19 protein-coding genes are annotated in these 23,787 nt (G+C 73.0%); 5 read left to right on the top strand and 14 right to left on the bottom strand.

Translation table 11 applies throughout. The annotated features are described in order from the left end of the window. Nucleotides 1-560: 560 nt before the first annotated feature. Genes AC0680_RS16520 through AC0680_RS16500 form a run of 5 tightly spaced genes read left to right on the top strand, consistent with a single transcriptional unit; the run spans nt 561 to nt 7,340 of the window. Nucleotides 561-1,415 carry a DUF8175 domain-containg protein gene (locus AC0680_RS16520; RefSeq protein ID WP_478628971.1) on the top strand — a complete coding sequence of 285 codons (855 nt, stop codon included), beginning with the start codon at nt 561-563 and terminating at the stop codon, nt 1,413-1,415. Then, nucleotides 1,405-2,703, top strand: coding sequence for a hypothetical protein (locus AC0680_RS16515; RefSeq protein ID WP_478628968.1), 1,299 nt, complete (start codon nt 1,405-1,407; stop codon nt 2,701-2,703). Before AC0680_RS16520 ends, AC0680_RS16515 begins: the two co-directional genes overlap by 11 nt. Beyond that, nucleotides 2,700-4,262 (top strand): SCO6880 family protein, encoded by a 1,563-nt coding sequence (locus tag AC0680_RS16510; protein WP_384424680.1) that lies wholly within the window; start codon nt 2,700-2,702, stop codon nt 4,260-4,262. Before AC0680_RS16515 ends, AC0680_RS16510 begins: the two co-directional genes overlap by 4 nt. Nucleotides 4,263-4,290: 28 nt before the next feature. Further along, nucleotides 4,291-5,715, top strand: a complete 1,425-nt coding sequence (locus AC0680_RS16505; protein WP_478629286.1) for an ATP-binding protein — start codon at nt 4,291-4,293, stop codon at nt 5,713-5,715. Next, entirely contained in the window at nt 5,712-7,340 is a 1,629-nt protein-coding gene (locus tag AC0680_RS16500) for a TraM recognition domain-containing protein (protein ID WP_478628965.1), read from the top strand. The genes AC0680_RS16505 and AC0680_RS16500 overlap by 4 nt, the downstream gene beginning before the upstream one ends. Here AC0680_RS16500 and AC0680_RS16495 read toward each other — a convergent pair. From AC0680_RS16495 to AC0680_RS16430, 14 genes are all read right to left on the bottom strand, one after another. Beyond that, nucleotides 7,326-8,105 (bottom strand): thioesterase II family protein, encoded by a 780-nt coding sequence (locus AC0680_RS16495; RefSeq protein ID WP_478628962.1) that lies wholly within the window; start codon nt 8,103-8,105, stop codon nt 7,326-7,328. The genes AC0680_RS16500 and AC0680_RS16495 overlap by 15 nt on opposite strands. Further along, nucleotides 8,095-8,928 carry an SDR family NAD(P)-dependent oxidoreductase gene (locus AC0680_RS16490; RefSeq protein WP_478628961.1) on the bottom strand — a complete coding sequence of 278 codons (834 nt, stop codon included), beginning with the start codon at nt 8,926-8,928 and terminating at the stop codon, nt 8,095-8,097. Before AC0680_RS16490 ends, AC0680_RS16495 begins: the two co-directional genes overlap by 11 nt. Nucleotides 8,929-8,939: 11 nt before the next feature. Then, nucleotides 8,940-9,701 (bottom strand): 3-oxoacyl-ACP reductase family protein, encoded by a 762-nt coding sequence (locus AC0680_RS16485; protein WP_478628960.1) that lies wholly within the window; start codon nt 9,699-9,701, stop codon nt 8,940-8,942. 15 nt (nt 9,702-9,716) lie between these two features. Further along, a complete protein-coding gene (locus AC0680_RS16480) occupies nt 9,717-12,602 on the bottom strand; it encodes an aminotransferase class III-fold pyridoxal phosphate-dependent enzyme (RefSeq protein WP_478628958.1) in 2,886 nt (961 codons plus the stop codon). A 23-nt stretch (nt 12,603-12,625) separates the two neighbouring features. After that, nucleotides 12,626-13,975, bottom strand: a complete 1,350-nt coding sequence (locus AC0680_RS16475; protein ID WP_478628956.1) for a beta-ketoacyl synthase N-terminal-like domain-containing protein — start codon at nt 13,973-13,975, stop codon at nt 12,626-12,628. Further along, entirely contained in the window at nt 13,965-15,254 is a 1,290-nt protein-coding gene (locus AC0680_RS16470; protein ID WP_478628953.1) for a beta-ketoacyl-[acyl-carrier-protein] synthase family protein, read from the bottom strand. Before AC0680_RS16470 ends, AC0680_RS16475 begins: the two co-directional genes overlap by 11 nt. Further along, nucleotides 15,251-16,408: a beta-ketoacyl synthase N-terminal-like domain-containing protein gene (locus AC0680_RS16465; RefSeq protein ID WP_478628951.1), complete on the bottom strand. Its 1,158-nt coding sequence runs from the start codon at nt 16,406-16,408 to the stop codon at nt 15,251-15,253. The genes AC0680_RS16470 and AC0680_RS16465 overlap by 4 nt, the downstream gene beginning before the upstream one ends. 7 nt (nt 16,409-16,415) lie before the next feature. Next, the gene (locus AC0680_RS16460; RefSeq protein ID WP_478628950.1) at nt 16,416-17,720 is read right to left on the bottom strand and encodes a beta-ketoacyl-[acyl-carrier-protein] synthase family protein; all 1,305 of its coding nucleotides are present in this window, start codon (nt 17,718-17,720) and stop codon (nt 16,416-16,418) included. 47 nt (nt 17,721-17,767) lie between these two features. Next, the gene (locus AC0680_RS16455) at nt 17,768-18,346 is read right to left on the bottom strand and encodes an acyl carrier protein (protein ID WP_478628949.1); all 579 of its coding nucleotides are present in this window, start codon (nt 18,344-18,346) and stop codon (nt 17,768-17,770) included. 639 nt (nt 18,347-18,985) lie between these two features. Next, complete coding sequence (locus tag AC0680_RS16450) at nt 18,986-20,203, bottom strand: NAD(P)/FAD-dependent oxidoreductase (protein ID WP_478629285.1); 1,218 nt, start codon at nt 20,201-20,203, stop codon at nt 18,986-18,988. A 113-nt stretch (nt 20,204-20,316) separates the two neighbouring features. Continuing rightward, nucleotides 20,317-20,406 carry a ferredoxin gene (locus tag AC0680_RS16445; protein WP_478628947.1) on the bottom strand — a complete coding sequence of 30 codons (90 nt, stop codon included), beginning with the start codon at nt 20,404-20,406 and terminating at the stop codon, nt 20,317-20,319. A gap of 20 nt (nt 20,407-20,426) precedes the next feature. Then, a complete protein-coding gene (locus AC0680_RS16440) occupies nt 20,427-21,605 on the bottom strand; it encodes a cytochrome P450 family protein (RefSeq protein ID WP_478628946.1) in 1,179 nt (392 codons plus the stop codon). A 32-nt stretch (nt 21,606-21,637) separates the two neighbouring features. Continuing rightward, complete coding sequence (locus AC0680_RS16435; RefSeq protein WP_478628944.1) at nt 21,638-22,288, bottom strand: TetR/AcrR family transcriptional regulator; 651 nt, start codon at nt 22,286-22,288, stop codon at nt 21,638-21,640. Then, nucleotides 22,285-23,346 (bottom strand): saccharopine dehydrogenase family protein, encoded by a 1,062-nt coding sequence (locus AC0680_RS16430; protein WP_478628942.1) that lies wholly within the window; start codon nt 23,344-23,346, stop codon nt 22,285-22,287. Before AC0680_RS16430 ends, AC0680_RS16435 begins: the two co-directional genes overlap by 4 nt. Nucleotides 23,347-23,787 lie beyond the last annotated feature (441 nt).

Here is a 23,787-nt window from a genome sequence, read left to right as displayed (position 1 = left end):
GTGTCCCCTTTCCCCCCCCCCCCCCCCCCCCCCCCCCCCCGCCCCCCCCCCCCCCCCCCCCCCCCCCCCCCGCGCCCGTACCGCGCGGCGGCCGCCACCGCCGCCACACCGCCCGCGCACCCTGGGCACGCGCCCGTCCCCGTGCCGCCGCCCATGCGCCCCCGTCCGACATCCCTCCGCCGTCCCGTGCCCCCACTCGCCTCCACCGGCCGCCCCCACCCTGCCGAGGCCCCATGCTGACGCCCCCTCACCCCGGCCCGCCGCGCGCCGCCGCCACCCCCGCCACCAGCGGACCGATTGGGCGGCCCACCGCACGGGGACAGGTGAATCCGGGGCCAGCAGGCTCCGGACGGCGATGGCGCACGCGGAGCAGGCGATGATCACAAACAGCCCAGAGTCCCCCATGTCCCCCATTCGCCTCCGCCGCACCGCATCTGAGGACCCGTCACGGTGAGATGTACTCGTACCACTGCGCCCGAGCCGCCGCCCGCGCGGCTACGGTCATATGAGGGCGGCACGACAACAGCACGCACGGCGGCGGCAGAGGGGGCACAGGCGCGATGAGTCTCAGTGACGACGGCGGCTACGGCGGCGACGGCCACCGTGGTCCCGAGACGGGCCAGACACGGACCAGACTCCCCGTCGACGACGGCGACCTGTACGGCTCGGGGCGGCGGCCCCGGGCCGGCATGTCCAGCCGCAACCTCGTCACCATCGTCGGCGTGATCGTCCTGCTGCTCGCGGCCATCGCCTTCGCCAACCGCGACGGGAGCGGCAACAGCGAGTCCGGCGGCGACTCCCCCAAGGACACCGGCGCCGGCGCCGCCCGCCCCACCGCCCCCACCGGCACCAAGCCGGTCACGGGCAAGAACGGCCAGATCGCCTCGGGGTTCGCGAAGACGGAGCAGGGGGCCCAGTCGGCGGCGGCGAACTACGCGGTCGCGTTGGTCTCCGCCAACATCCTCAAGCCCGGTGAACGTCACGCGATCGTCCAGCAGGTCTTCGCCCCCGCCAAGGTCGACGACATGCAGAGCAGGCTCGACGCCGCCTACTCGACGGCGTTCCTCAAGAAGCTCGGACTCGACGCCAAGGGCGACGCGGCTCAGGGCATGACCTACGTCTCCCGCACCGTTCCCGTAGGCACCAAGCTCGTCAAGCTCCAAGGCGACACCGCGGACCTCGAAGTGTGGTGCACGGGACTCTTCGGCACGGCCGGCGCGAAGTCGACCACCCCGGTGACGAGCGACTGGTTCACCATGCGGCTCCAGCTGACGTGGGCGGGCGGGGACTGGAAGGTCGACGGCTTCTCCCAGCAGGACGGCCCCGCCCCCGTCAACGGCGACGACAAGACGTCCGGTGCCGACCAGATCGCGAAGGCAGTCGAGCAGTACGGAGGGTTCACATATGCGCGGTAACCCGAGGCGTGCCCTCACCATCGCCGCTGCGCTGGCGTCCGTGCAGACCGCGGTCCTGCTGCTGGCCACCCGTGCCCTGGCCGCGCCCTCGCCCAAACCGTCGCCGGGTGTCTGCGACCTGGTCCCGGGCCGTGCCAAGGACTACTGCCAGTCAGGCGACAGCGGCACCGCCCCCAAGGCCCCCACCAGCCCCCTCGACAACAACCCCCTCGACCCCCTCGAATCCCTCGCCAAAGGCTGTGCCAAAGCCGCCGCGTGGATCGTCGACAAGCTGTCCGACGCGGTGAACGCCACCTCCCAGGTGGACTTCACCAACGCGGCCTTCCTGCGGCAGTACGCCGTCGTCTTCGCCGCCTCCACCGTGCTCACGCTCGTGCTGTGGCTGCTGGCCGTCGCCAAGCGGGCGGTGCGCGGGGTGCGGCTGACGGAGGCGATCAGCGAGGCGATCGGGTTCCTCTGGCTGACGGTGCTGGCCTCCGCCTTCACCCCGCTGATCCTCTATACGGTCGTCTCGGCGACGGACGGCGTCACCGAGATCATCGCGAAGGGGACGGGGGCGCAGACCGACACCTTCTTCGGGTCGTTCTCGCAGGCGCTCACGAAGGGCACCGACATCGGCGGCGGCCCGATCATGCTGATCGTGGTGTCGCTGGTCTCCGTGCTGGCCGCCGGTGTGCTCTGGCTGGAGCTGGTGATCCGGGCCGCGCTGCTGTACGTCGGGGCGCTGCTGGGCACGGTGGTCTACGCCGGGCTGGTCGACAAGAACATGTGGGGGCATGTGCGCCGCTGGGCGGGCATCATGATCGCGGTGATCATGGTGAAGCCGGTCATCGTGATCGTGCTGGGCGTCGCCGGGGCGCTGTCGTCCGACAAGGGACCGAACGCCATCTCCGCGGTGGTCTCCGGACTCGCGATCATCCTGCTGGCCATCTTCGCCAGCGCCGTGATCTACCGCTTCGTGCCCGGTTTCGGCGACGAGATCGCCGCGTCGCGGAACAACCGGATGAGCCGGGGGGCGGAGAACACCGCGGCGGCCGTCCTCAGCTCGCCGGCCGCGCTGGTGTCCCAGGGCATCAAGACGCACAGCTCCCGCAGCTCCGGCGGGGACGGCGGCGGCCAGGCGCAGGGCGGCCAGTCCCGGCCGGCCGACGCGGTCTCCGGCGGCGTCGCGGCCCACGGCTCCCGCTCCGGCGGCGGCTCGTCCCCCGCCGCCCCCGCTCCCCGTACCAACCCCCGGACCGGCAGCGACGCCCGCACCGGCAAGACAGCAGGAGGTGATGGGCGTTGAGCACGCAGTCCCACCCGATCGCGCCGCGTCGCACATATCTGATCGGCCGCGCCCGGCCCAACGCCATCGTCGGCAAGAACCGCGAGACCGGCGAGATCGCGCTGATCATCGCGGGCGCGTTCCTCGGCATGATGTGCGGGCTGCTGGTGCCCATGCTGCCGCTGCGGATCATGACGCTCACGGGCTTCCCCATGCTGGGCCTGGCCGCCGTCTACGTCCCGTACAAGGGCCGCACGTTCTACAAGTGGTTCGAGATCCGGCGCAGCTTCCGCCGTACGGTCCGCAGCGGCGCGGTCTACCGCTCCGGCGCCGCCGAGGCGGGCGTACGGCTCGACGGCCGGGAGGTCGAGATCGGCCCGCCGCCCGGGATCGGGCGGATCAACTGGCTGTCCGCGCCGTTCGGCCCGGACGAGATCGCCGTCCTGCTGCACGCCGACCGCAAGACGGTGACGGCCGCCATCGAGATCGAGGGGCCCGGCGTCGGGCTGCGCGACAGCGAGGACCAGGAGGCCCTCGTCGACCGGTTCGGCACGCTGCTCAAGCACGTCGCCAACGGGGACGGCTTCGTCACCCGGCTGCAGATGCTGGCGCGTACGCTCCCGGCCGACCCCGACGCGCACGCCAAGGACGTCGCCCAGCGCGGCGACAAGGGCTCCCCCCGCTGGCTGCAGGACTCCTACGACCAGCTGCAGTCGATGGTCTCCACCTCCTCCGAGCAGCACCGCGCCTACCTCGTCGCCTGTATGCACTACACCCGCGAACTGGCCGCCGAGGCGCAGACGATGGCGCGCGCGGCCCGGATGCACCAGGGCGGGCTGCTGCGCCGGAAGCTCGACCGGGACGCCGGGCTCGCGGTGGTGATGGCCCGTGAGCTGACCGACATCTGCGCCCGGCTCGCGGAGGCCGACATCCGGGTGCGCCAGCCCCTGGGCCAGGCCCGGCTCGCGTCCCTGGTGCACTCGATGTACGACCCGGACCACCCCATCGACCACATCCAGGCGATGAGCCGGCGCAACGCCTGGCCGGCCGAGCTCGATGCGATGGAGCCGACGTATCTGCAGGCCAAGACGCGGGAGTCGACGACGCGGGCGCCGTGGTGCCATGCCACGGCCTGGGTCAAGGAGTGGCCGCTGACCCCGGTGGGCGTCAACTTCCTCGCGCCGCTGCTGGTGCACACCCCGGATGTGATCCGCACGGTCGCGGTCTGCATGGACCTGGAGCCCACCGAGGTCGCCATCGAGCGGATGCTGACGGAGAAGACCAACGACGACGCCGAGGCCAGCCGCGCGGCGAAGATGAACCGGGTGGTCGACCCGCGCGACGTGGCGCACCACGGACGGGTGGACCAGCGCGGTGAGGACCTCGCGTCCGGCGCGGCCGGCGTCAACCTCGTCGGCTACATCACGGTCTCCTCCCGCTCGCCCGAGGCGCTCGCCCGCGACAAGCGCACCATCCGCGCCTCGGCCGGCAAGTCCTATCTCAAGCTGGAGTGGTGCGACCGCGAGCACCACCGGGCGTTCGTCAACACCCTGCCGTTCGCGACCGGGATCCGCCGCTAAGCCGCTGGGAGGCGCGTACGTCATGGCCCTGCACGATCCGCTCGGAGCGCTCACCGACGCGTTCACCAGCTTCCTGTTCGGGAAGGTGGAGACGACCAGGCTGCCCGTACGCACCTCCACCGGCCAGGCCCAGGCGGTGTATCTGCCGACCGCGGCCCCCGGTCTCGGCGACTCCGGCGTGATCATCGGCCGCGAGGTCTACAGCGGCAAGGGGTACATCTACGACCCGTTCCAGCTGTACGGACAGCAGCTGCCGGCGCCGCACTGGCTGGTGCTCGGCGAGTCCGGCAACGGCAAGTCGGCACTGGAGAAGACCTACGTCCTGCGGCAGTTGCGCTTCCGCGACCGGCAGGTCGTCGTCCTGGACGCGCAGGGCGAGGACGGCGTCGGCGAGTGGAACCTCATCGCCGAGGAGCTGGGCATCACCCCGATCCGCCTGGACCCCACCGCCGCCCTCAACGGCGGCATCCGCCTCAACCCGCTCGACCCGTCGATCACCACCACCGGCCAGCTGGCCCTGCTGCGTACGATCATCGAGGTCGCGATGGGCCACGGGCTCGACGAGCGCTCCGGCTTCGCCCTGAAGGTCGCGCACGCCTACGTCAACGAGACCATCACCGACCGGCAGCCCGTCCTGACCGACATCGTCGAGCAGCTGCGGCACCCGGAGGCGGAGTCCGCCGAGGCGATGAACGTCGACATAGACGACGTGCGGGCCTGGGGCCTGGACGTGGCGCTGGTCCTGGACCGGCTCGTCGACGGTGACCTGCGCGGCATGTTCGACGGACCGACGTCGGCGGGCATCGACCTGGACTCACCGCTGATCGTCTTCGACCTCTCGCACATCGACCGCAACTCCATCGCGATGCCGATCCTGATGGCGATCGTGGGGGTGTGGCTGGAGCACACCTGGATCCGGCCCGACCGGAAGAAACGCATCTTCCTGGTCGAGGAGGCCTGGCACATCATCAACTCGCCGTTCGTGGCGCAGCTGTTCCAGCGGCTGCTGAAGTTCGGGCGCCGGCTGGGCCTGTCGTTCGTCGCGGTCGTCCACCACCTGTCCGACGTGGTGGACGGGGCGGCCGCACGGGAGGCCGCGGCGATCTTGAAGATGGCCTCGACGCGGACCATCTACGCCCAGAAGGCGGACGAGGCGCGGGCCACCGGACGGGTGCTGGGCCTGCCGCGCTGGGCGGTGGAGATCATTCCGACCCTCACCCCCGGCATCGCGGTCTGGGACGTCAACGGCAACGTCCAGGTCGTCAAACACCTGATCACCGAGGCCGAACGCCCGATGGTCTTCACCGACCGGGCGATGACCGAGGCGTCCGCGATGCCGACGGACGAGGCCCGCGCCCTGGAGGCGGCGGCGGACGCCGAGGCCGAGGCGCGCGCGGAGGCGATGGCGATGGAGCGCCAGTGGAGAGACGAGTCGAGCGAGACGGTGGCGTGAGGCGCGGATACGACGACGAAAGAGGCGGCGGCCGCGGCGGCTACCGCGATCCGCACGGCGGCCGGGGCCGCGGCATCCCCGACTCCCTGCTGGTCGGGTTACTGGCCTTCCTGCTGGGCCTGACCGTATTGGTGTGGACGGCGACCGGGCTGGCCGGTCTGTTCGCGCACGGCGCCTGGCCCGACGGCGTCAGCTACCCCGGAACGCCCATGGCCCTGCGCCATCTCGTCTCCGCGCCGCACGACATGGCCGCCGCCTGGCCCGCCACCCCCAAGGGCCAGCTCTCCGGCTACGGCCTGTTCTGGGGCATCCTCATCGGCGAGCTGATGGTGCTGCTGGTCCTGGCCATCTTCACGATGGGGACGGTCACCCGCTATCGCGCCGTACGGGCCGCGCGGCGGGCGAAGGCCCGGGAGGCCGGGTCCGCGCGCACGGCCGGGGAGGCCGAGCGGACGGCAGAAGACCTCGCGCGCCGGGAACGGGAGGAGCGGGAGGACCGCGAGGCCCTGGCGGCGGCCCGCGCCGCGCGGGCGAGCGCGGCCGTACCCGCCGCACCGTCCGCGCCCGCCGAGGACGCCCCCGCCGTCCCGGCCGTCCCCGCCACGCCCGCCGACCACGCCGCCCCCACGGGCCCGGTCCCCGAGCAGCGCACCGGCTCCCCGGCGGCCGCCGGCCGGCTCGCCGAACCCACCCTCCCCCGTGTCCAGTTCGCCACCTCCGGCCGGGCCGCGGCCCTCGCCGCGGCCGTCGCCACCGCCACCGCCGCCCCGGGCCCCCTGATCGTCGCCACCACCGATCCCGCGCTGTGGTCCGAGACCAAGGACGCCCGCGCCAAGCTCGGCCCGCTGCTGACCTACGATCCGACGCACCGCCTCGACACCCCGGCCCGGCTGCGCTGGTCGCCCACGTCCGGCTGCGACGACCTGGCCACCGCCGCCGCCCGGGCCGCCGCGCTGCTCGCCCCCGTACGGCCGTCCGGCGCCCAGGACTCGGCGGTCGCCGACGCCGCCCAGACCCTGCTGCGCTGCTGGCTGCACGCCGCCGCGGTCGACGGCCGCCCGTTCCGCCAGCTGCACCGCTGGGCCCATGCCCCGGGCAGCGCCCAGGAGCCGGTGCGCATTCTGCGCACCAGCCCGAAGGCCTCCGGCGGCCAGGCCGGCGAGCTGGAGTCGGTGCTGACCGCCCACGCCGAACGCCGGGAGCTGGCGACGGAGTTGGTCGGCCGGGCACTGACCGCCCTGTCCTCCCTCCACATCCGGGATGTCTGCAATCCACTTCGAGCGGATTCGGTCATTCTCGAATCATTCATCGATGAGGGGGGAACGCTGTACGTGGTAGGCGAACCCATCGAGGATCCGCGTACCGACCCGGGTGCGATGCCGCTGCTCACCGCACTCCTCTCCAGCGTGGTCGAGCACGGCCGCCGCATGGCCGAACGGTCATCTGACGGTCGGCTCGACCCACCACTCACCCTCGTCCTGGACGACATCGCGGCGCTCGCCCCGCTGCCCGCCCTCCCCGACCTGCTGGAAACGGGCCGGGCGCGCGGCCTTTTGACCCTGGCGACCATGCGTTCCCAGGAGCAGGCCCGGGCCCGCTGGCCGCACCGCTCACTGCCGGTGTGACGCCGCCGGCCGCGGCCCCCCGGTCAGCCGCTCCGCCAGCTCCGGCCAGTGCGCGCGGAGCGCGAAGTGGTCACCGCCCGGGAAGATCCGCATCCGGAAGTCCCCGGCGGTGTGCGCGCGCCAGGCGGCCGCGTCCTCGACGGCGACCAGCGGATCGGCGTCGCCGACCAGCGCGGTGACGGGCGTGCGCAGCGGCGGCCCCGGGCGGTGCCGGTAGGTCTCCACGGCCTTGTAGTCGCCGCGCAACACGGGCAGGGCCACGGCCAGCAGCTCCGGGTACTCCAGCAGCCGGGGGTCGGTGCCCTGGGTCCGGCGGATCTCCTCGACGAGGCCGTCGTCGTCCCGCAGATGGACCGTGCCGCCCCTGACCCGGGACGGGGCCCAGGCGCTGGAGACGACCAGCCGGACCGGGTCGTGCCCCTGGTGCTCCAGCAGCCGGGTCACCTCGTACGCCACCAGCGCGCCCATGCTGTGCCCCAGCAGGGTCAGCGGCCGGCCGGCGAGCGGCGCCAGCGCCTGGTGGGCCCCGGCCGCCAGCGCCTCGAGGTCCTCGATCCGCTCCTCCGCGGCGCGGTCGTGGCGCCCCGGGTACCGCACCGCCAGCACCTCGGGGCGGGCGCCCTCGGGAACGGCGGCGGCGAGGGCCTTGGCCAGCGGCCGGAAGGCGCCCGCGCCGCCGCCCGCGTGCGGGAAGCACACCACGACGGCGGTGCCGGTGCCGGCCGTCCCCGGCGCCAGCCGGCGCAGCCAGGGGCTACATGCCACGGGTGAAGCCCCCGTCGACGGTCAGGCTCTGCGCCGTGATCGCCGCCGCGCGGCCGGACACCAGGAAGCCGACGAGGTCCGCGGCCTCCCGTGCCTCCACCAGCCGGCGCAGCGGGACGCCCTTGCGGGCCTGGCGCAGCATCCGTGCCGGGTCCGCGCCGATCTCGTCGGCCTGGGCGGCGAGTTCGCGGCGGAGCATGGGGGTGTCGACCCAGCCCGGCAGCACGGCGTTGACCGTGATCCCGCGGGCGGCGAGATCGAGGGCGAGGCCCTTGGTATAGCCGATCAGGCCGTGCTTGGAGGCGCAGTAGGCGGTGTTCCGCATCTTGCCGGCCTTGCCGAGGATGGAGGACACATTGACGATGCGGCCCTGGTCGGCGAGGTACTCCAGGCAGGTGGCGGTGACCGCGAACGTGCCGTGGAGGTTGATGTCGAGCACCCGCAGCCAGGTGGTCTCGTCGTCGGGTCCGTTCTCGTCGGCCACCCCGGCGTTGTTGACGAGGATGTCGAGCCGGCCGGCGGCCCGCAGTTCGGCGCGCAGCCGGGTGCGCAGCGTCTCGCGCTCGCGCAAGTCGGCCGCGACGGCCACGGCGGCCGCGCCCAGCGCGCGGACCTCCTTGACGACCGTCTCCAGCCCTTCGGCGTCCCGGTCGAGGAGGATCAGGCGGGCCGCGCCGGCCTCGGCCAGCACCAGCGCCACTTCGCGGCCGATGCCCTGGGCCGCGCCGGTGACCACGGCCGCCCTGCCCGCCAGTTCGCCGGGCCGCGGCCGCTCGGTGCGCCCGCCGTCCTCGCTCACGTCGCCTTCGCTCACGTCGCTCATCCTGCGCTCCCTCACGCCATCTTCAGTCCGCCGTCGACGTGGAGTACCTCGCCCGTGGTGTAGGTGTTGCGGGGGCTGGCGAGGTACGCCACGGCGTCGGCGATCGTCTCGGGTTCGGCGTAGCTCTTCACCAGCAGCCGGCGCATGATCTCGTCCTCGCCGTGGCTGCGGATGGTGTCGGTCATGTCGGTGTTGATCACGCCGGGGGCGACGGCGTTGACCAGGATCCCGCGGGAGCCGAGTTCCACGGCCATCGCCTTGGTGAACGCCTCCAGGCCGCCCTTGGCCGCCGCGTAGTTGGACTGGCCGCGGCCGGGCTTGGAGGCCGCGGACGAGGAGATGTTGACGATCCGTCCGTAGCGGCGGCGCAGCATCAAGGGCGCCGCGGCCTGCACGGTGAGCATCGGGGCGACCAGGTTGGTGGCCAGCACCTCCTCGATGTCCTTCAGGCTCTGGTTGACCAGCAGCTCGTCGCGGGTGATCCCGGCGTTGTTCACGAGTACGTCCAGCCGCCCGAAGGAGCCGCGTACGCCGGTGACGACCGCCTGCGGTATCTCGGGGTCACCGACGTCCCCCTGGAAGAGCTCGACTCGGCGGCCGAGTCCGGCGATCCGCTCGGCGACCTGCTCCGCCTCCCTCGTCGCGCTGCGGTAGTTGAGCGCGATATCGCAGCCGGCCGCCGCCAGCTTCAGGGCGATCGCGCGGCCGATGCCCCGGCTGCCGCCGGTCACCAGCGCCACCTGGCCTTCGAATTCCATGGTGTCCTCTCGCATCGGTGGGCCCGGTCCTCAGACCGAGTGCGCGCTCTTGTAGTCGGCGAGCCGCAGCCCGTGGGCCTTGGCCAGCGCGGCGATGTCGATGACCTGCTGGCGGCTGATGTTCCCGTAGGAGTAGTGGTGGTCGAGGCCGGCCAGGCCCATCAGGGCCGTCTCCGCCATGCAGGCGAACAGCTGGCCGGCTTCCAGGAAGGCGCGCGCCGAGGGGTGCAGGCTCTCGCCGTGGGGCGTGGCGACGATGCCGCCGAGCATGTACGCCAGGTCGGGCCGCTGCTCGGCCAGGCCGGCGACGGCGTTGTTGGGCACGGCGATGTCGCAGATCACCGTGTTCGGCGCGAAGTGCTCGCCGGTCAGGAACGGTTCGGGGCTGTTGGAGGCGCACAGCACCAGCTGCGCCTCCTTCAGGGCGGCGCTGTCCTGGGTGACGGTCAGGAACGGGTCGCTGCCGTAGCGCTCCTGCAGGTACTCCGCGATCGCCCGGCCCCGGCCCGCGGCGTCGTCGGCCGGCCCCTCGGCCAGCCACTTGGTGATCAGCGGCTCCTCGGCCAGCCGCGCCGGGATCCCGGTCAGCTCCCCGCCTTCCGCGATCCGCGACCAGCACTCCTGGTAGACGCCGTGCACGGTGTTCCGCAGCCGCCTGGCCGAGCCGTCCCGCCGGCTGCCGACCAGCACGATGCGGCCGAGCCGCTCGGCGAAGAGCTGGCTGTAGACCGAGGCGATGTTGCCGGCCGCGCCGACCACGGCCAGCGTGGTGTCCTCGACCCGCCAGCCGCGGTCCTTCGCGCCCCGCTCCATGGCCTGCACGCCCATGGCCACGGTCAGCGCGTTGCCGGAGGTCAGCGCGATCCCCGGGACCCGTAGCGAGGTGCAGTTGGCGGTGACGATGGAGGTGTACATGCCCAGGCCCGCCACCACGTAGCCGTCCTCGCGGGCGGCCTGCACCCGCTCCTCGATGTCCGCCCGGATACCCGTGACGTCCCCCGAGGCGAGGTAGCCGCCCATCTGCTCGGAGGCGACCATCAGCGGGTAGAGGGCGAACTCGACGGCGCTGCCGAGCGGCGAGTCGATCCGCACGCCGGGGTAGGGCGCCGCCGTCTTGACCGGGTCCATGCCCAGGACGAAGGAGCGCAGCGCGGCGTCACCGAAGTCGGCGAGCGCCGGGTCCACCTGCCGCAGATGGGCCGGTTCGATGAGGTGGTTGATGAACGCCACCTTGCGCACCGGCCCGGTCGCCGGGCGCCCGGCGACCTGCTCGTATCCGGCCACCGCGCCCCGGAAGTCCCTGATCTCCGCCCGCGGTTTGGGGATCCGCCGGTCGCTGGCCGGGTGGACCAGGTGCAGGGTGTCCTCGTAGCGCAGGATGCGGCACAGCCGCGTAAGGGCCCCGCGCAGCTGCTCGATCTCCTCGTCGGTGAGGTACGCCGAGGGCTGGATGCGCAGCACGTTGCCCGCGCTGCCGGTCGGCGCGATCCGGATGCCCTCCTGGCGCAGCAGGTAGCCGGAGAGCAGATAGCCCAGCGAGCCGGTGTAGGCGCTGCCGCGCAGCACCATGGAGCGGGCCCCGCCCTGGTCCTTGAGCTGCAGGCCGATGAACAGGCCCTTGCCGCGGACGTCCTCGACGACGTCGGGGAAGGCCGCCTGGAGGCCGGTGAGCATGGCGGTGAGCTTCTCGCCGCGCTCGGCGACCCGCCGGTAGACCTCTCCGTCGTCCGCCTCCAGCAGCTCGACGACCTTGTGCGCGACGGACGAGGAGAAGTCGTCCATGGCGAAGGTCGAGCTGTGGATGATGTCGAACTCGCCCTGGTACAGCGACCGGCGGACCAGCATGGCGGAGATCTTGGCGAGCCCGCCGCCGAGCGACTTCGACAGCGCGTAGTAGTCGCCGCGCAGCCCGATGAGCGAGCTGGCCAGGAACGCGCCGCAGCGGCCCATGCCGCTCTGCACCTCGTCGAGGATCAGCGGGGTGCCGACCTTGTTGCAGAACAGCCGGATGGCCCGGCCCTGCTCGGCCGTCAGCGCGTGGATGCCGCCCTCGCCCTGCACCGGCTCGGCCAGGAACGCGGTGATGACCGGCAGGCCGCGCTCGACGACCTTGATCCGCCCGGCGTCGACCTCGGTGTCCAGCAGCGACACCCGCTCCTCGTCGGCGATGGCGTCCAGCAGTTCGAGCCGGTCCATGGGCACGAACCGCACCCGCGCGCCGAGGTGCGTGAACGGGGCGCGGAAGCCGCTGTTGTAGGTGAGCTGGACGCTGCCGACGAGCTTGCCGTGGAAGGAGCGCTCCAGCGCCAGGAACAGCGGCCGGGTGGCGAGCGCCGCCGCGTTGTGGGCCTCCAGGGCCGCCAGCAGCGCGTCGATGCTCTGGTCCTGCGGCGCCCGCTCCCGGACGGCCGGCAGCCGGAAGGCGTCCGCGTCGAGGACGGCGTCCCCGCGGCGGACGGCCTCCCGTGCGGCCGCCGCGTTGCCGGCGATCTCGTCGGCGAGCGCGGTGACCTGCTGCACCCGGACGAGTTCGGCGTGCTTGACGGCCGCCTCGACGGCCTCGGCGCCGCTGTTGCCGAAGGTGGCGACGTACGGTTCCTTGGCCGAGGTCTCCCGGCGGACGACGTCGCTGAGCGCGGCGCCGAGCCGGCCGGCCTCGCCGCGCAGCGAGAACTGCGCGTGCACGGCAAGGTTGCGGTCCAGCAGGGCACGGGCGTGCGCGACGATCTCGGGGTGGTTGTGGCCGAGGATCAGGGAGCCGTAGCCGCCCATGAGGTCGAGGACGGGGATGTCCCTGCCCTGCTCGTCACGGTGGTAGAGGGTGTTGCCCTGCGCGCGGACGTACTCCACGTCCAGCCCCAGGGCGGCGAAGATCCGTCCCATCCGGGGCTGAACGAAGTCGGTGAACTGCGACATGGTGATGGTGGTCCCCTCGTGCGTCAGGGCGTGTGCGGGCGCTGGGCGAGCAGCGCGCCGGCGAACCCGTTGAAGGTGCTGTGCAGGCTCAGCACGGAGTCGATCCGGCGCTTCCTGGGCGCGCCCATGACGAAGTCGGTGCCGTCGTCGGGCGGGGTGCGCAGATGGGCGATCGGCGGCAGCTCGCCCTCGGCGAACAGATGTGGCGCCAGGGCCAGTTCGGCCAGCGGACCGGCGGCACCGAGCGTGCCGGTGACCGGGCGCAGCGAACCGACCGGGACGCCGCTGTCCTTCAGCAGCGCCCGCAGCAGCTCGGCCTCGGCGGCGTCGTGCGCGACGGTGCCCTTGCCGTCGGCGAGGACCGCGCCCAGGGTGTCGGGCGTCAGACCGTGGTCGGCCAGCAGCCCGCGGGGCCCTTCGGCGAGGGTGGACGGGCCGACGCCGCTGTCCACAGCGGGCCGCAGCGCGGCGCCGAGGAACGTGACCAGCGGCCGGGCACCGCGCCGTGCGGCATCGCCGGCCCGCTCCAGTACGAGCGCCACCGCGCCCTCCGCCAGGACCGTGCCGTCGCGCTCCGCGTCGAAGCTGCGCACCGCCGCGCCGCCCGCGCCGCCCGCGCTCAAGTGCCCGGCGCGGTACTGCGCGGCGAGCTTCAGCGGCTCGTTGTAGCTGCCCGCGCCGACCACCAGGGCCGTGTCGCAGTGGCCCTGACGGAGGGTGAAGGCGGCCCGCTGCAGCGCCCCGAGCGCGGCACCGGCGTCCTGGACGAACGCCGCGCAGTCACCACGGAAGCGCTGGGCGATGGAGACCATCGCCAGGGTGTTGTTGTTGAGCGCCCTGATGACGGTGAACGGGTTGAAGGTGGCCGCGTTGCCGAACGCCTCGGCCACCAGCCGCTGCAGGTCCACCCCCGCCTGCGGGGAGGTGTCCGTCCGGGCCCGGTCCAGCGCCTTGTGGAAGGCGGCGGCGCTCAGTTCGGTGGAGTCGTCCTGGGCGACGTAGAGCCCGCGGCGCTCCTCCGGGATCGCCTGCCAGCTCTCGCCGGCCTGTTCCATGGCGTCCTGCGCGGCGAGCACCGCGTTGAAGGTGAAGGCCGTGCCGAACTTCCGCAGCTTGTGCGGCACGCTCTCCCGGCTCTGCTGCTGCAGCTCGTCGGGGACGTGCCCGAAGTGGGTGATCTTCTCGGTCCGTACGTAGGGGTCCCGGTAGGGGGTCAGCGCGGGCTCGGCCGCGCGCCAGGCCGACCACAGGGCCTGCGGCCCGCGACCGGTGGGCAGCACCGCGCCGATGCCGGTCACCACGACGGCGTCGGGGTCCGGGGCGCGGCCCGCGGGGCCGCCGGGAGGGTTCGTGTTCGCAAGGTCAGGAGTCATAACCGCGCACCACCAGACTGGCGTTGAGTCCGCCGAAGCCGAAGGAATTGCTCACTGCCACCGGCACCTCCTGGTGCCGGGCCTTGTCCGGGACGTAGTCGAGGTCGCAGGCCGGGTCCGGGTTCTGCAGGTTCAGCGTCGGCGGCACGATGCCGTCACGCACGGACAGCACCGTGGCGATCAGCTCGGGTGCGCCGGCCGCCGCGATCAGATGGCCCAGGGCGGTCTTGTTGGCGGTGACCGCGAGCCTGCGGTAGTGCCCGCCCCCGGCGAAGACGTCCTTGATCGCCCGGGTCTCGGCCGGGTCGTTGAGCGGGGTGGAGGTGCCGTGCGCGTTGACCGAGGCCACCTCGTCCGGCTCCACCCCGCCGTCGGCCAGCGCCCGGCTCATCGCCAGCGCCGCGCCCCTGCCCTCCGGATGCGGCGCGGTGACCTGGTACGCGTCCAGGGAGCTGCCGAAGCCGGCCACCTCCGCGTAGATCCGCGCACCGCGCCGATGGGCGCTCTCCTCGCTCTCCAGCACCAGCATCGCCGCGCCCTCACCGGCGACCAGACCGCTGCGGTCGCGGTCGAAGGCGCGGCACAGCCGGTCCCCGAACAGCTCGGACGTCGACGGCGCGCCCAGCAGGTGCAGGCCCGTCATCGTGGGCAGGTTCAGCACCGAGTCGGCGCCGCCCACCAGCATCGCGTCCACCTCACCGCGCCGGATCATGCGGAAGCCGTGGCCGATGGCGTGGGTGGCGCCCGCGCAGGCGGTGCTGTAGTTCAGCGCCGGCCCGCGCAGCCGGTGGCGGGCGGCGATCCCGGCGGCCAGCGCGTCGTTGGTGCAGAACAGGCCGCTTGCGCGGTCGAGTTCGGCGCGCCGGTCGTACAGCGTCTGCCAGCTGGGCTGCCCGTCGTCCCCGATGGCGTGCAGCAGTTCGTGGGCGTCGCGCTCGGGGACACCCGAGCCGACGGCCGTACCGATCCGGCCCGGCGGGCGCGCGGCGTCGCCGCCGGCGTCGAGTCCGGCGTCGGCCAGCGCCTGCCCGGCGGCCGCCAGGCCGAACCGCATCCGCCGCTCCATCGGCCGGTCCAGGCCCTCGTCGGTGCCGTGGCTCCGGGCGAACTCCTCGTCGTCGACCGGCGCCGCATAGCGCACCGGGAAGTCCTCGACACCGGGCGGCCGCCAGGCGCGGATCGCCGAGCGGCCCTCGCACAGGCCCTCCCACAGCGTCTGCGGGTCGAGTCCCAGTCCGCAGACGGCGCCCATTCCGGTCACCACGACGCGGCGGCTCATCTGTCCACTCCTTCCAGTACGACGGCGCACACCTGGCCGCGCACCCCGCACGCCAGCGCCAGCACCCGGGGGATGCCCAGGTCCTCCTCGCACACCGCGGCGCCGTCGGCCACCAGCCGGCGCCCGCCGGCCAGGCCGTGCAGCGCCAGCAGCACATGGGCGAGCGGGTGGGCGGGCCCGAGCACGCCGGTGGCACCGGCGCTGGTGAACTCCGCGGGCCGCTCGGCGGCCCCCGCGAAGACCGCGTCGAGCGCGGCGCGCTGGGCCCGCTGCCCCTCCGGCGTCCACACCGCGTCCGGCAGCACCCAGCCGATGCCGGACGCGTCGGTGCCGGCCATCCGCAGCGCCGCGCGCACGGCCTCGGCGACCGCCTCGGTCCGGCCCGCGCCGTCCGCGCCGAACGCCCGCCCGTAGCCGGCCAGCCGGACCGCCGCCGCGGGCACGTCCGAGGTCCGCGCGGCGAGGAGGAAGGCGGCCCCCTCGCCCGGGGCGGACCCGTCCCAGCCCAGCTCCTCGTACTGCGGCAGCAGCAGCGGATGGACCTTGGGGCTGACCGCCCCGATGACGGCCGCCTCGTTCTCGTCCTCGGCGACCGAGAGCACCCCGTCGATCAGGGCCTGCAGCCCCGCGTCGGAGAACGGCGAGTACGCGGCCATCGCCCCGGTCAGCCCGAAGACGGCCGAGACATGGGCGGCGGCGGAGCTGTTGAGGTGGGACAGGCCGCTGAACGGCGGGACCTCGCGGGCGTAGAGCGCCGCCACCGCGTCGGGCGAACCGGCGGCCCTGCGCAGCCCGTCGAGCGCGGAGAAGCGCAGCAGCTCCTCGTCCACCGTGGGCAGTCCGAGGTAGAGCCCCCAGCGTTCCCCGCCCACCGGCCCGGTGTGGCCGCCCAGCGACAGCCGGGCGCCGTAGAGCGCCATCCGGGCCTGCTTCTCCGAGGTGCGCAGCACCCTGCGGTGCACGCCGAGCGTCGCGGCACCGGGGTCGTCGACGAGGAAGGCGCTCACGGCCCCGGGCCAGGGCGACGCCGGCAGCCCGCTCGGCCGGCTGGTGTCCTTGCCGGCGACCAGGGCCTCCCACAGGGCGGCCGGGTCGGGCCCCGCCGCCGTGTACAGGCCGGGTGCGGTCAGCCGCACCGCGTCCAGGTTCGTCATCGCCCGCTCACCCCGCCTTGGCCAGGATCAGCGAGCAGTTCTGCCCGCCGAAGCCGAAGGAGTTCGACAGCACGGCGCTCACCGGCGCCGCCCGGCGCTCGGTGACGATGTCCAGCCCGCGCGTCACCTCGTCCGGCTCGGTGAAGTTCAGGGTCGGCAGCACGCACTGCCGCTGCAGGCTGAGCACCGACAGCACCGCCTCGGCCGCGCCGCTGTTCGCCAGGGAGTGACCCATGGCGGATTTGTTGCCGGTGACCGGGATACGGGCGGCCCGCTCCCCGAACACGGTGTGCAGCGCCGCGGCCTCGCAGGTGTCGTTGGCCTCGGTCGAGGTGCCGTGCGCGTTGACGTGGTCGATGTCGCCCGGGGTGAGCCCGGCGTCGGCGAGGGCGGCGCGGATGCACTCCGCGTAGTCGGCGCCGTCGCGGGAACTGGACGTCATCTTCACGGCCTCGGTCACCCCCGCGTACCCGGCGACCCGGGCCAGGATGTGCGCGCCGCGGGCCTCGGCGTGCGCCCGCGACTCCAGTACGAGGAAGGCGGCGCCGTCGCCGATGACGAAGCCCGAGCGGTCCTTGTCGAAGGGGCGGCTGATCCGGCCGGCGTCCCGCCCGCCGGAGGGGGCCAGCGCCCCCACCCCGTAGAAGGCGGCGACGGAGGTCAGCGTCGTCAGGCTCTCGGCGCCCCCGGCGAGCGCCACGTCCAGCGCTCCGCTGCGGATGTAGCGGTAGGCGCTGCCGATCGCCATGCCGCCGGCGGCACAGGCGTCGGCGTGGGTCTCCAGGACGCCGGCCGCGCCGAAGTAGTCGGCCAGGCGCACGGTGGCGGTGTCCGGCTGGATCTGCTCGTAACGGCGCGGGTCGAGGCCGCCCTCGTCGAGGTAGCCGTCCAGGTCCAGCGCGCCGCCCTCGAAGTCCACATGGCCGGCCAGGCCGGTCAGTTCGGCGGGTTCCATGACCATGCGGTTGCAGGCGAGGAAGACGCCGCCGCGCTCGGTCGCCAGCCGCCGGGGCAGGCCGCTGCGCTCCCAGGCCTGGGCGGCGGCGTGCCAGGCGAGCGTCCCGGCCGGCCCCAGCGGCCCGGCCTCCTCGGGCACCGCGTCCGCCAGCGCCTGCCGGACGTGGGGGTCGATGTGCGCCGAGACGGCGCAGGGCACCCCCCACTCCTTGTGCAGCGGGTGCTCGGCGATGAGCGTGTGCCCCTGCGCGAGATGGTCGAACAACGACTCGGGGTCGGTCAGTCGACCGGCCACCAGGCCGATCCCGGTCACCACGACCTCATGACCGGCCCCGGCGGGTGTGTGGCGGTTCAATTCCGTTCCTTTCGCACGACGGGCGCCATCTGCGACTGCCCGCCGCCTCAGCCGACGGGCTGGGCGTGCCCCAGCGCCTCGAGTGCCGCGCGGACGCCGTCGGCCATCACCTCGTCACCGGCGGCCGGCTCCAGCACCACGCCGCAACCGGCGCACTGGGCCTTGCCGGAGGGGGCGATCTGCGCCTTGTCGGCGGCGCACTCGGTGCACACCTCGGGCAGGTGGTCGAAGATCCGGTGGGTGAAGGCGGCCCAGTGCGCACTGGTGGCCGCCCCGGCGACCTCGTACGGGCGCATCCCGGCGTGCACCTGCTCCTCGGAGTAGCCGAACGCGCTGCGCCGCAGCACCTCGGCGGCCAGCTCGGAGATGCCGCCCCGCTCGTCGTAGAGCTGCTCCGAACCGCCGAGCGCCGACGCCAGCTGGTCGAGCACGTTCGACTTGGGCAGCGCCACGCCGAGCTTGGTCTCCATCTCGAAGCGGAACTCGACCAGGTCGAGCGATTCGGCGCCGAGGTCGGCGACGAGGGTGGCGTCCGCGGTGATCTCGTCGATACCGCTGCCCAGGACCTGTGCCAGGCCCTCGCGCACAATGTCGTGGATCTGCTCCGTCTCGAAGGGGTTCTGCATCGTTCTCTCCTCGTCTCCGCGCACTGCGGACGCATGGACACGCACTGTGGATACGGCCGTTTCCGGCCATATAAAATCCGGGGAAACGGCAGCCGAAAGACAGCCGGAAACACGCTTCGTCGCGCATTTGAATCGACAGGCCGGCGCCGGAAAGAGAGCGTCGGCGAAGGGCACTGGTAAGACCTGAATAAACCCGCGGCAAAACAGACCGGAGCTACTTTGAGTCGGTCCGCGCGAAGAGTTCAGAAATTCACGTCAGGAGTGCCCGACAAGAGGTGACGGCCGCCGCGGCGGCGCACTCAACCTAGGAACACAGAAGGTCGGAACACGCTTCCCGCCTGCGGGAAGGTCCGATTTCAGACACCGATTCAGACACGGCTGAAGGTGCTACACATGCCATCCCCCGTAGCAAAAGATCCCCCGGAACCTGCATACACAGGAACAGGCCAGAAATCGTCGGCGAGCACCTCGTCGTGATCCCCCACAAGGCCTGCACCGCCTCTCCTGGAGGCGCGATAAAAACGTTACCAGAGCCGTCCGACACCGTCACGGAAATGTGCGATAGGTCACCTGACCCAATCATATCCGGAGGGGATTAATCCAAAAGCATCCGTGGTAATGGGAACCTTAACGACGGGTTCACATTCCCGAGGTTTTGTTTTCCCCCGGCCCGTTCCACCGCTCCGTGCGCAGCCGCCGCGCGTACGCCGGCAGCAACCGCCCCTGGTCCACACTCACCGCACCGACCAACCGGTCCCCCCGGTAGTGCGCCACCAGCACCGCCCCCTCGGCCGGCTCCCCCGCCTCCACGACCACCCGGTCACCACTGCCGGGCAACCCGACCGACCTGATCCGCAGCCCGAACGCCGACGTCCAGAACGAGGGCACATGGTCATACGGCTCGGCCGCCGCCGGCCCGGCCAGCAGATTGCGCGCCGCCAGCTCCCCCTGCGCCGCCGCATTGCTCCAGTGCTCCAGCGGAACCGGCCCGTCAGCCCCCCGCACCGCATCGCACCACGCCGCGTCCCCGGCCACCACCACCCCGGGATCCGGCGCCCCCGGCGCCCCGGCACCCCGCGCGAACAACCGCTCGTCACAGTGGATCCGACCACCCGGCAGCGCCAGCCCCGACCCCGACAGCCACCGGGTCGCGGGCTCCATCCCGATCGCCACCACCACACAGTCCGCGGGCAGCACACCCCCGTCGACCAGCTCCACGGCGCCGACCCGCCCGCCGGTGGCCCGAAAACCCCGCACGCCGACGCCCAGCCGCAACGCCACCCCCGCACGCCGCGCCGCCGCGGCCACCACCTCGGAGACCACCCCGCCCAGCGCCCGCAGCGGCGCGTTCGACGGCTCCACCAGCGTCACCCGCACACCCAGCCCGCTCAGCGACGACGCCAGCTCCACCCCGACGAACCCGGCCCCGACGACCACCACCTCACGGGCCCCGCCGGCCACTTCGGCCCGCAGCGCACGGACGTCCGCCAGCCCCCGCACCGTAAACACCCCGGCCGGCACCGGCGCCCCGGGCCAGGACCTGGCCTTGGCACCGGGCGCCAGCACCAACCCGTCGTACGGCAGCGCCCTGCCGTCGGCGAGCCGGACCCGCCGCCCCTCCCGGTCCAGTCCCACCGCCGCGGTCCCCCGGAGCCAGCGGGCGCCGAAGTCCTCGGCGCCCGCCAGCCGGATATCGGCCTCCGTCAGCGTCCCGGACACCAGCTGCTTGGTCAGCGGCGGCCGGTCGTAGGGCAGTTCCCGCTCGTCCGACACCAGGGTCAGCCGGCCGGCGAACCCCTGCGCCCGCAGCGACTCGCCGGCCCGCACACCCGCCAGGCCGGCCCCCACCACGACCACCTCCCGCAAGGTCAGGCCCCTTCGACCGAGATGGCCCGCACCGGACACGCCCGCGCCGCCGCGGCCACCCTGCCGGCCAGCTCGGGAGCCGGGTCCGGCGCCACCACCAGCCGCTAGTCGTCGTCCAGCGCGAACACCTCGGGCGCCACCAGCGCACACTGCCCGAGCCCGTCGCACAGCCCGTGATCCACAGTGATCTTCACCCTGCCCACTCCCCCACTCCTCAGCGCGCGTAGCGCAACGGCAGCTCGACCAGTCCCCGGATCGCATCCGACGGCAACCACCGCACCTCTTCGGCCGGCACCGCCAGCTCCAGCGTGCCGAACCGCCGGAGAATCTCGGTGAGCGCGATCGTCGCCTCCTGGCGGGCGAGGCGCTGCCCCAGGCAGAAGTGCGCCCCCATCCCGAACGCCACATGCTGTGCGGTCGCCCGGTGGATGTCGAACGCATGCGGATCGGCCCGCACCTCGGGATCGCGGTTGGCCGCGGTCAGCAGGAAACGGACCAGCTCCCCCGCACGGATCGTCACACCCCCGGCCTCGATGTCCTCGCGCGCCACCCGGTTGACCGTGGTCATCGCCGAGCCCCGAAAGCGCAGCGCCTCCTCCACCGCCGCGCCCACCAACGACGGATCGCGGCGCAGCGCGGCCAGCTGCCCGGGGTGGGTCAGCAGATCGTGCAGCGCGTTCGCCAGCAGATTGGTGACCGTGTCGTGCCCGGCGATCAGCAACACCGCGGCGAACGACGACAGTTCCTCGTCGCTCAGCGCACCGCCGTCCTCGAACCGCGCGGCGATCAGCTCGCTGAGCAGATCCTCGGTGGGCCGCTCCCGCTTGGCGCCGATCAGCCCGATGCAGTAGCCGAACAGCTCCACCGCCGCCGACTGCATCGCCTCCGCGGACGGCGCCGCGGAGATGTCCATCGCCCACTTGCGGAACGGCTCGCGGTCCTCGGCCGGCACCCCCAGCAGCTCGCAGATCACCTCCAGCGGCATCGGATAGGTGAACTCCTCGATGAAGTCCGCCGTACCGCGGTCCCCCAGCTCGTCCAGCAGCTGCCGGGTGATCTCCTCGATGCGCGGCTCCAGCTGCCGCACCGCCCGCGAGGCGAAGGCCGCACTCACCAGCCGCCGGTTCCGCGCGTGCCCGGGGTCGTCCTGCTCCAGGAGCATCACGGCCATCCCCGGGACCAGCGCCCCGTGCGGGGCGTGCGTGTGCACGTCGTTGGACAGCCGCGGATCGCCGAGCAGCTCCCGCGTCAGCCCCGCCCCCAGAACCGTCCAGGTCTCCTGCCCGTTCAGCTGCCGCGTACGGATGATGCCGTGGCTCCCGGCGAGCCGGTCCAGCTCCTGCTCCAGTCCGGCCGTCGAAGCGAGCTCGGCCAGATCCACTGACTCGGTCATGTACAGATCCCCCCTAGATGGCCCCGGGCCCTTCAGTCCCGGAGCAACTGCACCGCGAAGTACGCCAGTTGTGCATCCATCGCGGCCGACCGGCTGCCGGCGATACCCGACCGCATCAGCGCCGCCCCCTCCACCAGCGCCACGAACGTCTCGGCCCTGGCCCGGCACAGCTCACCGGACCAGTCCGGCCGCCCCTGCTGGACGAACGCCTCCACATGGGCGACGTACTTGCGGTAGAACTCCCGCACCACCGCGGCGATCTCCTCGTCCCGCGCCGCCAGCGCCCACACCTCGACGTAGAGGCGGACCAGCTGCGGATCCTCCTGCTCGGCGAGGACCACGGCCACCACCTCGTCGGGGTTCGCCGGGCCCGCCGGGCTCTTGAGGGCGGACGGGTCGTCATGCACCACCCGCAGCCCCGTCGTCTCGGCCAGCCGCTCCAGCGAACGCTCCAGCGCCCGCTCCAGCACCGCCTTGATCAGATCGGCCCTGGTCGGGAAGTAGTGCTGCAGATGCCCGACCCGCACCCCGGCCTCACCGGCGATGGCCCGCAACGAGGCATCCGCCCCCTTGGCCACCAGCACCGCCTCCGCCGCGTCCAGCAGGCTCGTCCGGCGGATGCTGCCCTGCCGGGTCAGCGTCGAGCCCTTCCCGGCGGCGCCCGGCCCCTTCTCCTCCGTCATGACACCTCGACCTTCACGCCCGCCTTCTCCAGCGCGGCGACGACGTCCTGCGGCACCGGCGTCATCTCGGGGAAGGCCACCCCCTGCGGCGCGGCGGCACCGTCCTCACCCAGCACCCGGCGCAGTCCCAACAGCCCGCCCAGCGCGGTGAGATGCGCCTGCCCGGCCGGATCGGTGAGCGTCGCCGTACGCCGCTGACCGCCCCGTCCCCGCACATCGATCCGCAGCAGCGCGCTGCCGCCCTCGCCCGGCGAGTACAGCATCGACCGGCGCGCCGACTCGAAGCGGTCCCCGCGCCCCCACCGGAAGAACCCGGTCTTCTTGAGCGCCAGCAGCGTGGACGTCGAGGAGTTGGCGCTGAAGCCGATCCGGGTGAGGGCCGTGTCCACACCGAGCACCAGCGGCAGCGTGAACTGCTCCGGCGTGTCGATCCGCGCGACCTTGGTCCGGTGCCCGCCGATGTCCACATACCCGGCACCGCTCAGCGGCATGATCATCCGTCGCCGGCCGCCCTCGGTCACCTCGTAGTCCAGACCCAGCCGGTCCATGAACTCCACCGAGTCGGTGCCCGCGCGGTCCTTGAGGTCGTAGCGGATGGCGATCTCCACCGCCGACGCCCCGTCGACATCCGCCGCCAGCGCCGCCGCGACCAGCCCCGTCACCCCGCCCATCCAACTGGACGACAGCAACACCGGCGCCTCGACCGACTCCACCGCCGCCACCGCGGTGGCCCGCTGCAGCCGCGCCGTCCAGCGCGTGATGTCCACGTACGGGACACCGCCCCGGATCGCGGCCAGCAGCACCCGGTCCTCGGGGTCGTTCACCGTACTGATCACGGCCCGCACCTTGGCCGAAAAGGGCTCCGGATCGCTCAGATCCCACCGCCGCACCGACGCACCGACCTCATCGGCCAGCGCCCGTCCACGCTCCGGGGTACGCCCCGTGAGCAACAGCGGCCACAAGGGAGCCGCGAGCCGGGCCAGATCCCCACCGACGGTGCCGTAGCCGCCGACCACCAAGACCGGCCCTGTCACATCAAGCTGGATGTCATCGTCCACACGGACGAGACTAGGTCACGCGACCTAGAAAAACAACGACAACTTTCCCGCGCCGCCCACCAGCGCCAACACCCCCTCCCCGCCCCCAACCGACCTGCGAAAACGAGGAGTTGCAGATGCTCGAAGCCGTTCTTCCCACGACCGCGGTGGCGAGGACCCCTTCGACGACCCGGCTCGGCCTTCCCTCGACGCCACTACTCCCCCTGCCTCCTCCGGCGCCCCGCCTGGCCCCGGCATCACCGGCAGCCTCACCCCCTGCGCCGGCCACCGCGCGGCCGCCGTCGCCGTCCCCCCGCACCCCTGACATCTCCGGTCCCGAAAACGCACAGGCCGGTAAACGCAAAAAAGCCTCGTTCCCCGAGTCGAAACTCGGGGAACGAGGCTATTTCAAAATTTGTTCGGCGGCGTCCTACTCTCCCACAGGGTCCCCCCTGCAGTACC

The organism is Streptomyces sp. NPDC043738 (assembly GCF_056436545.1).
This window is presented reverse-complemented; position numbering and strand designations above follow the sequence as displayed.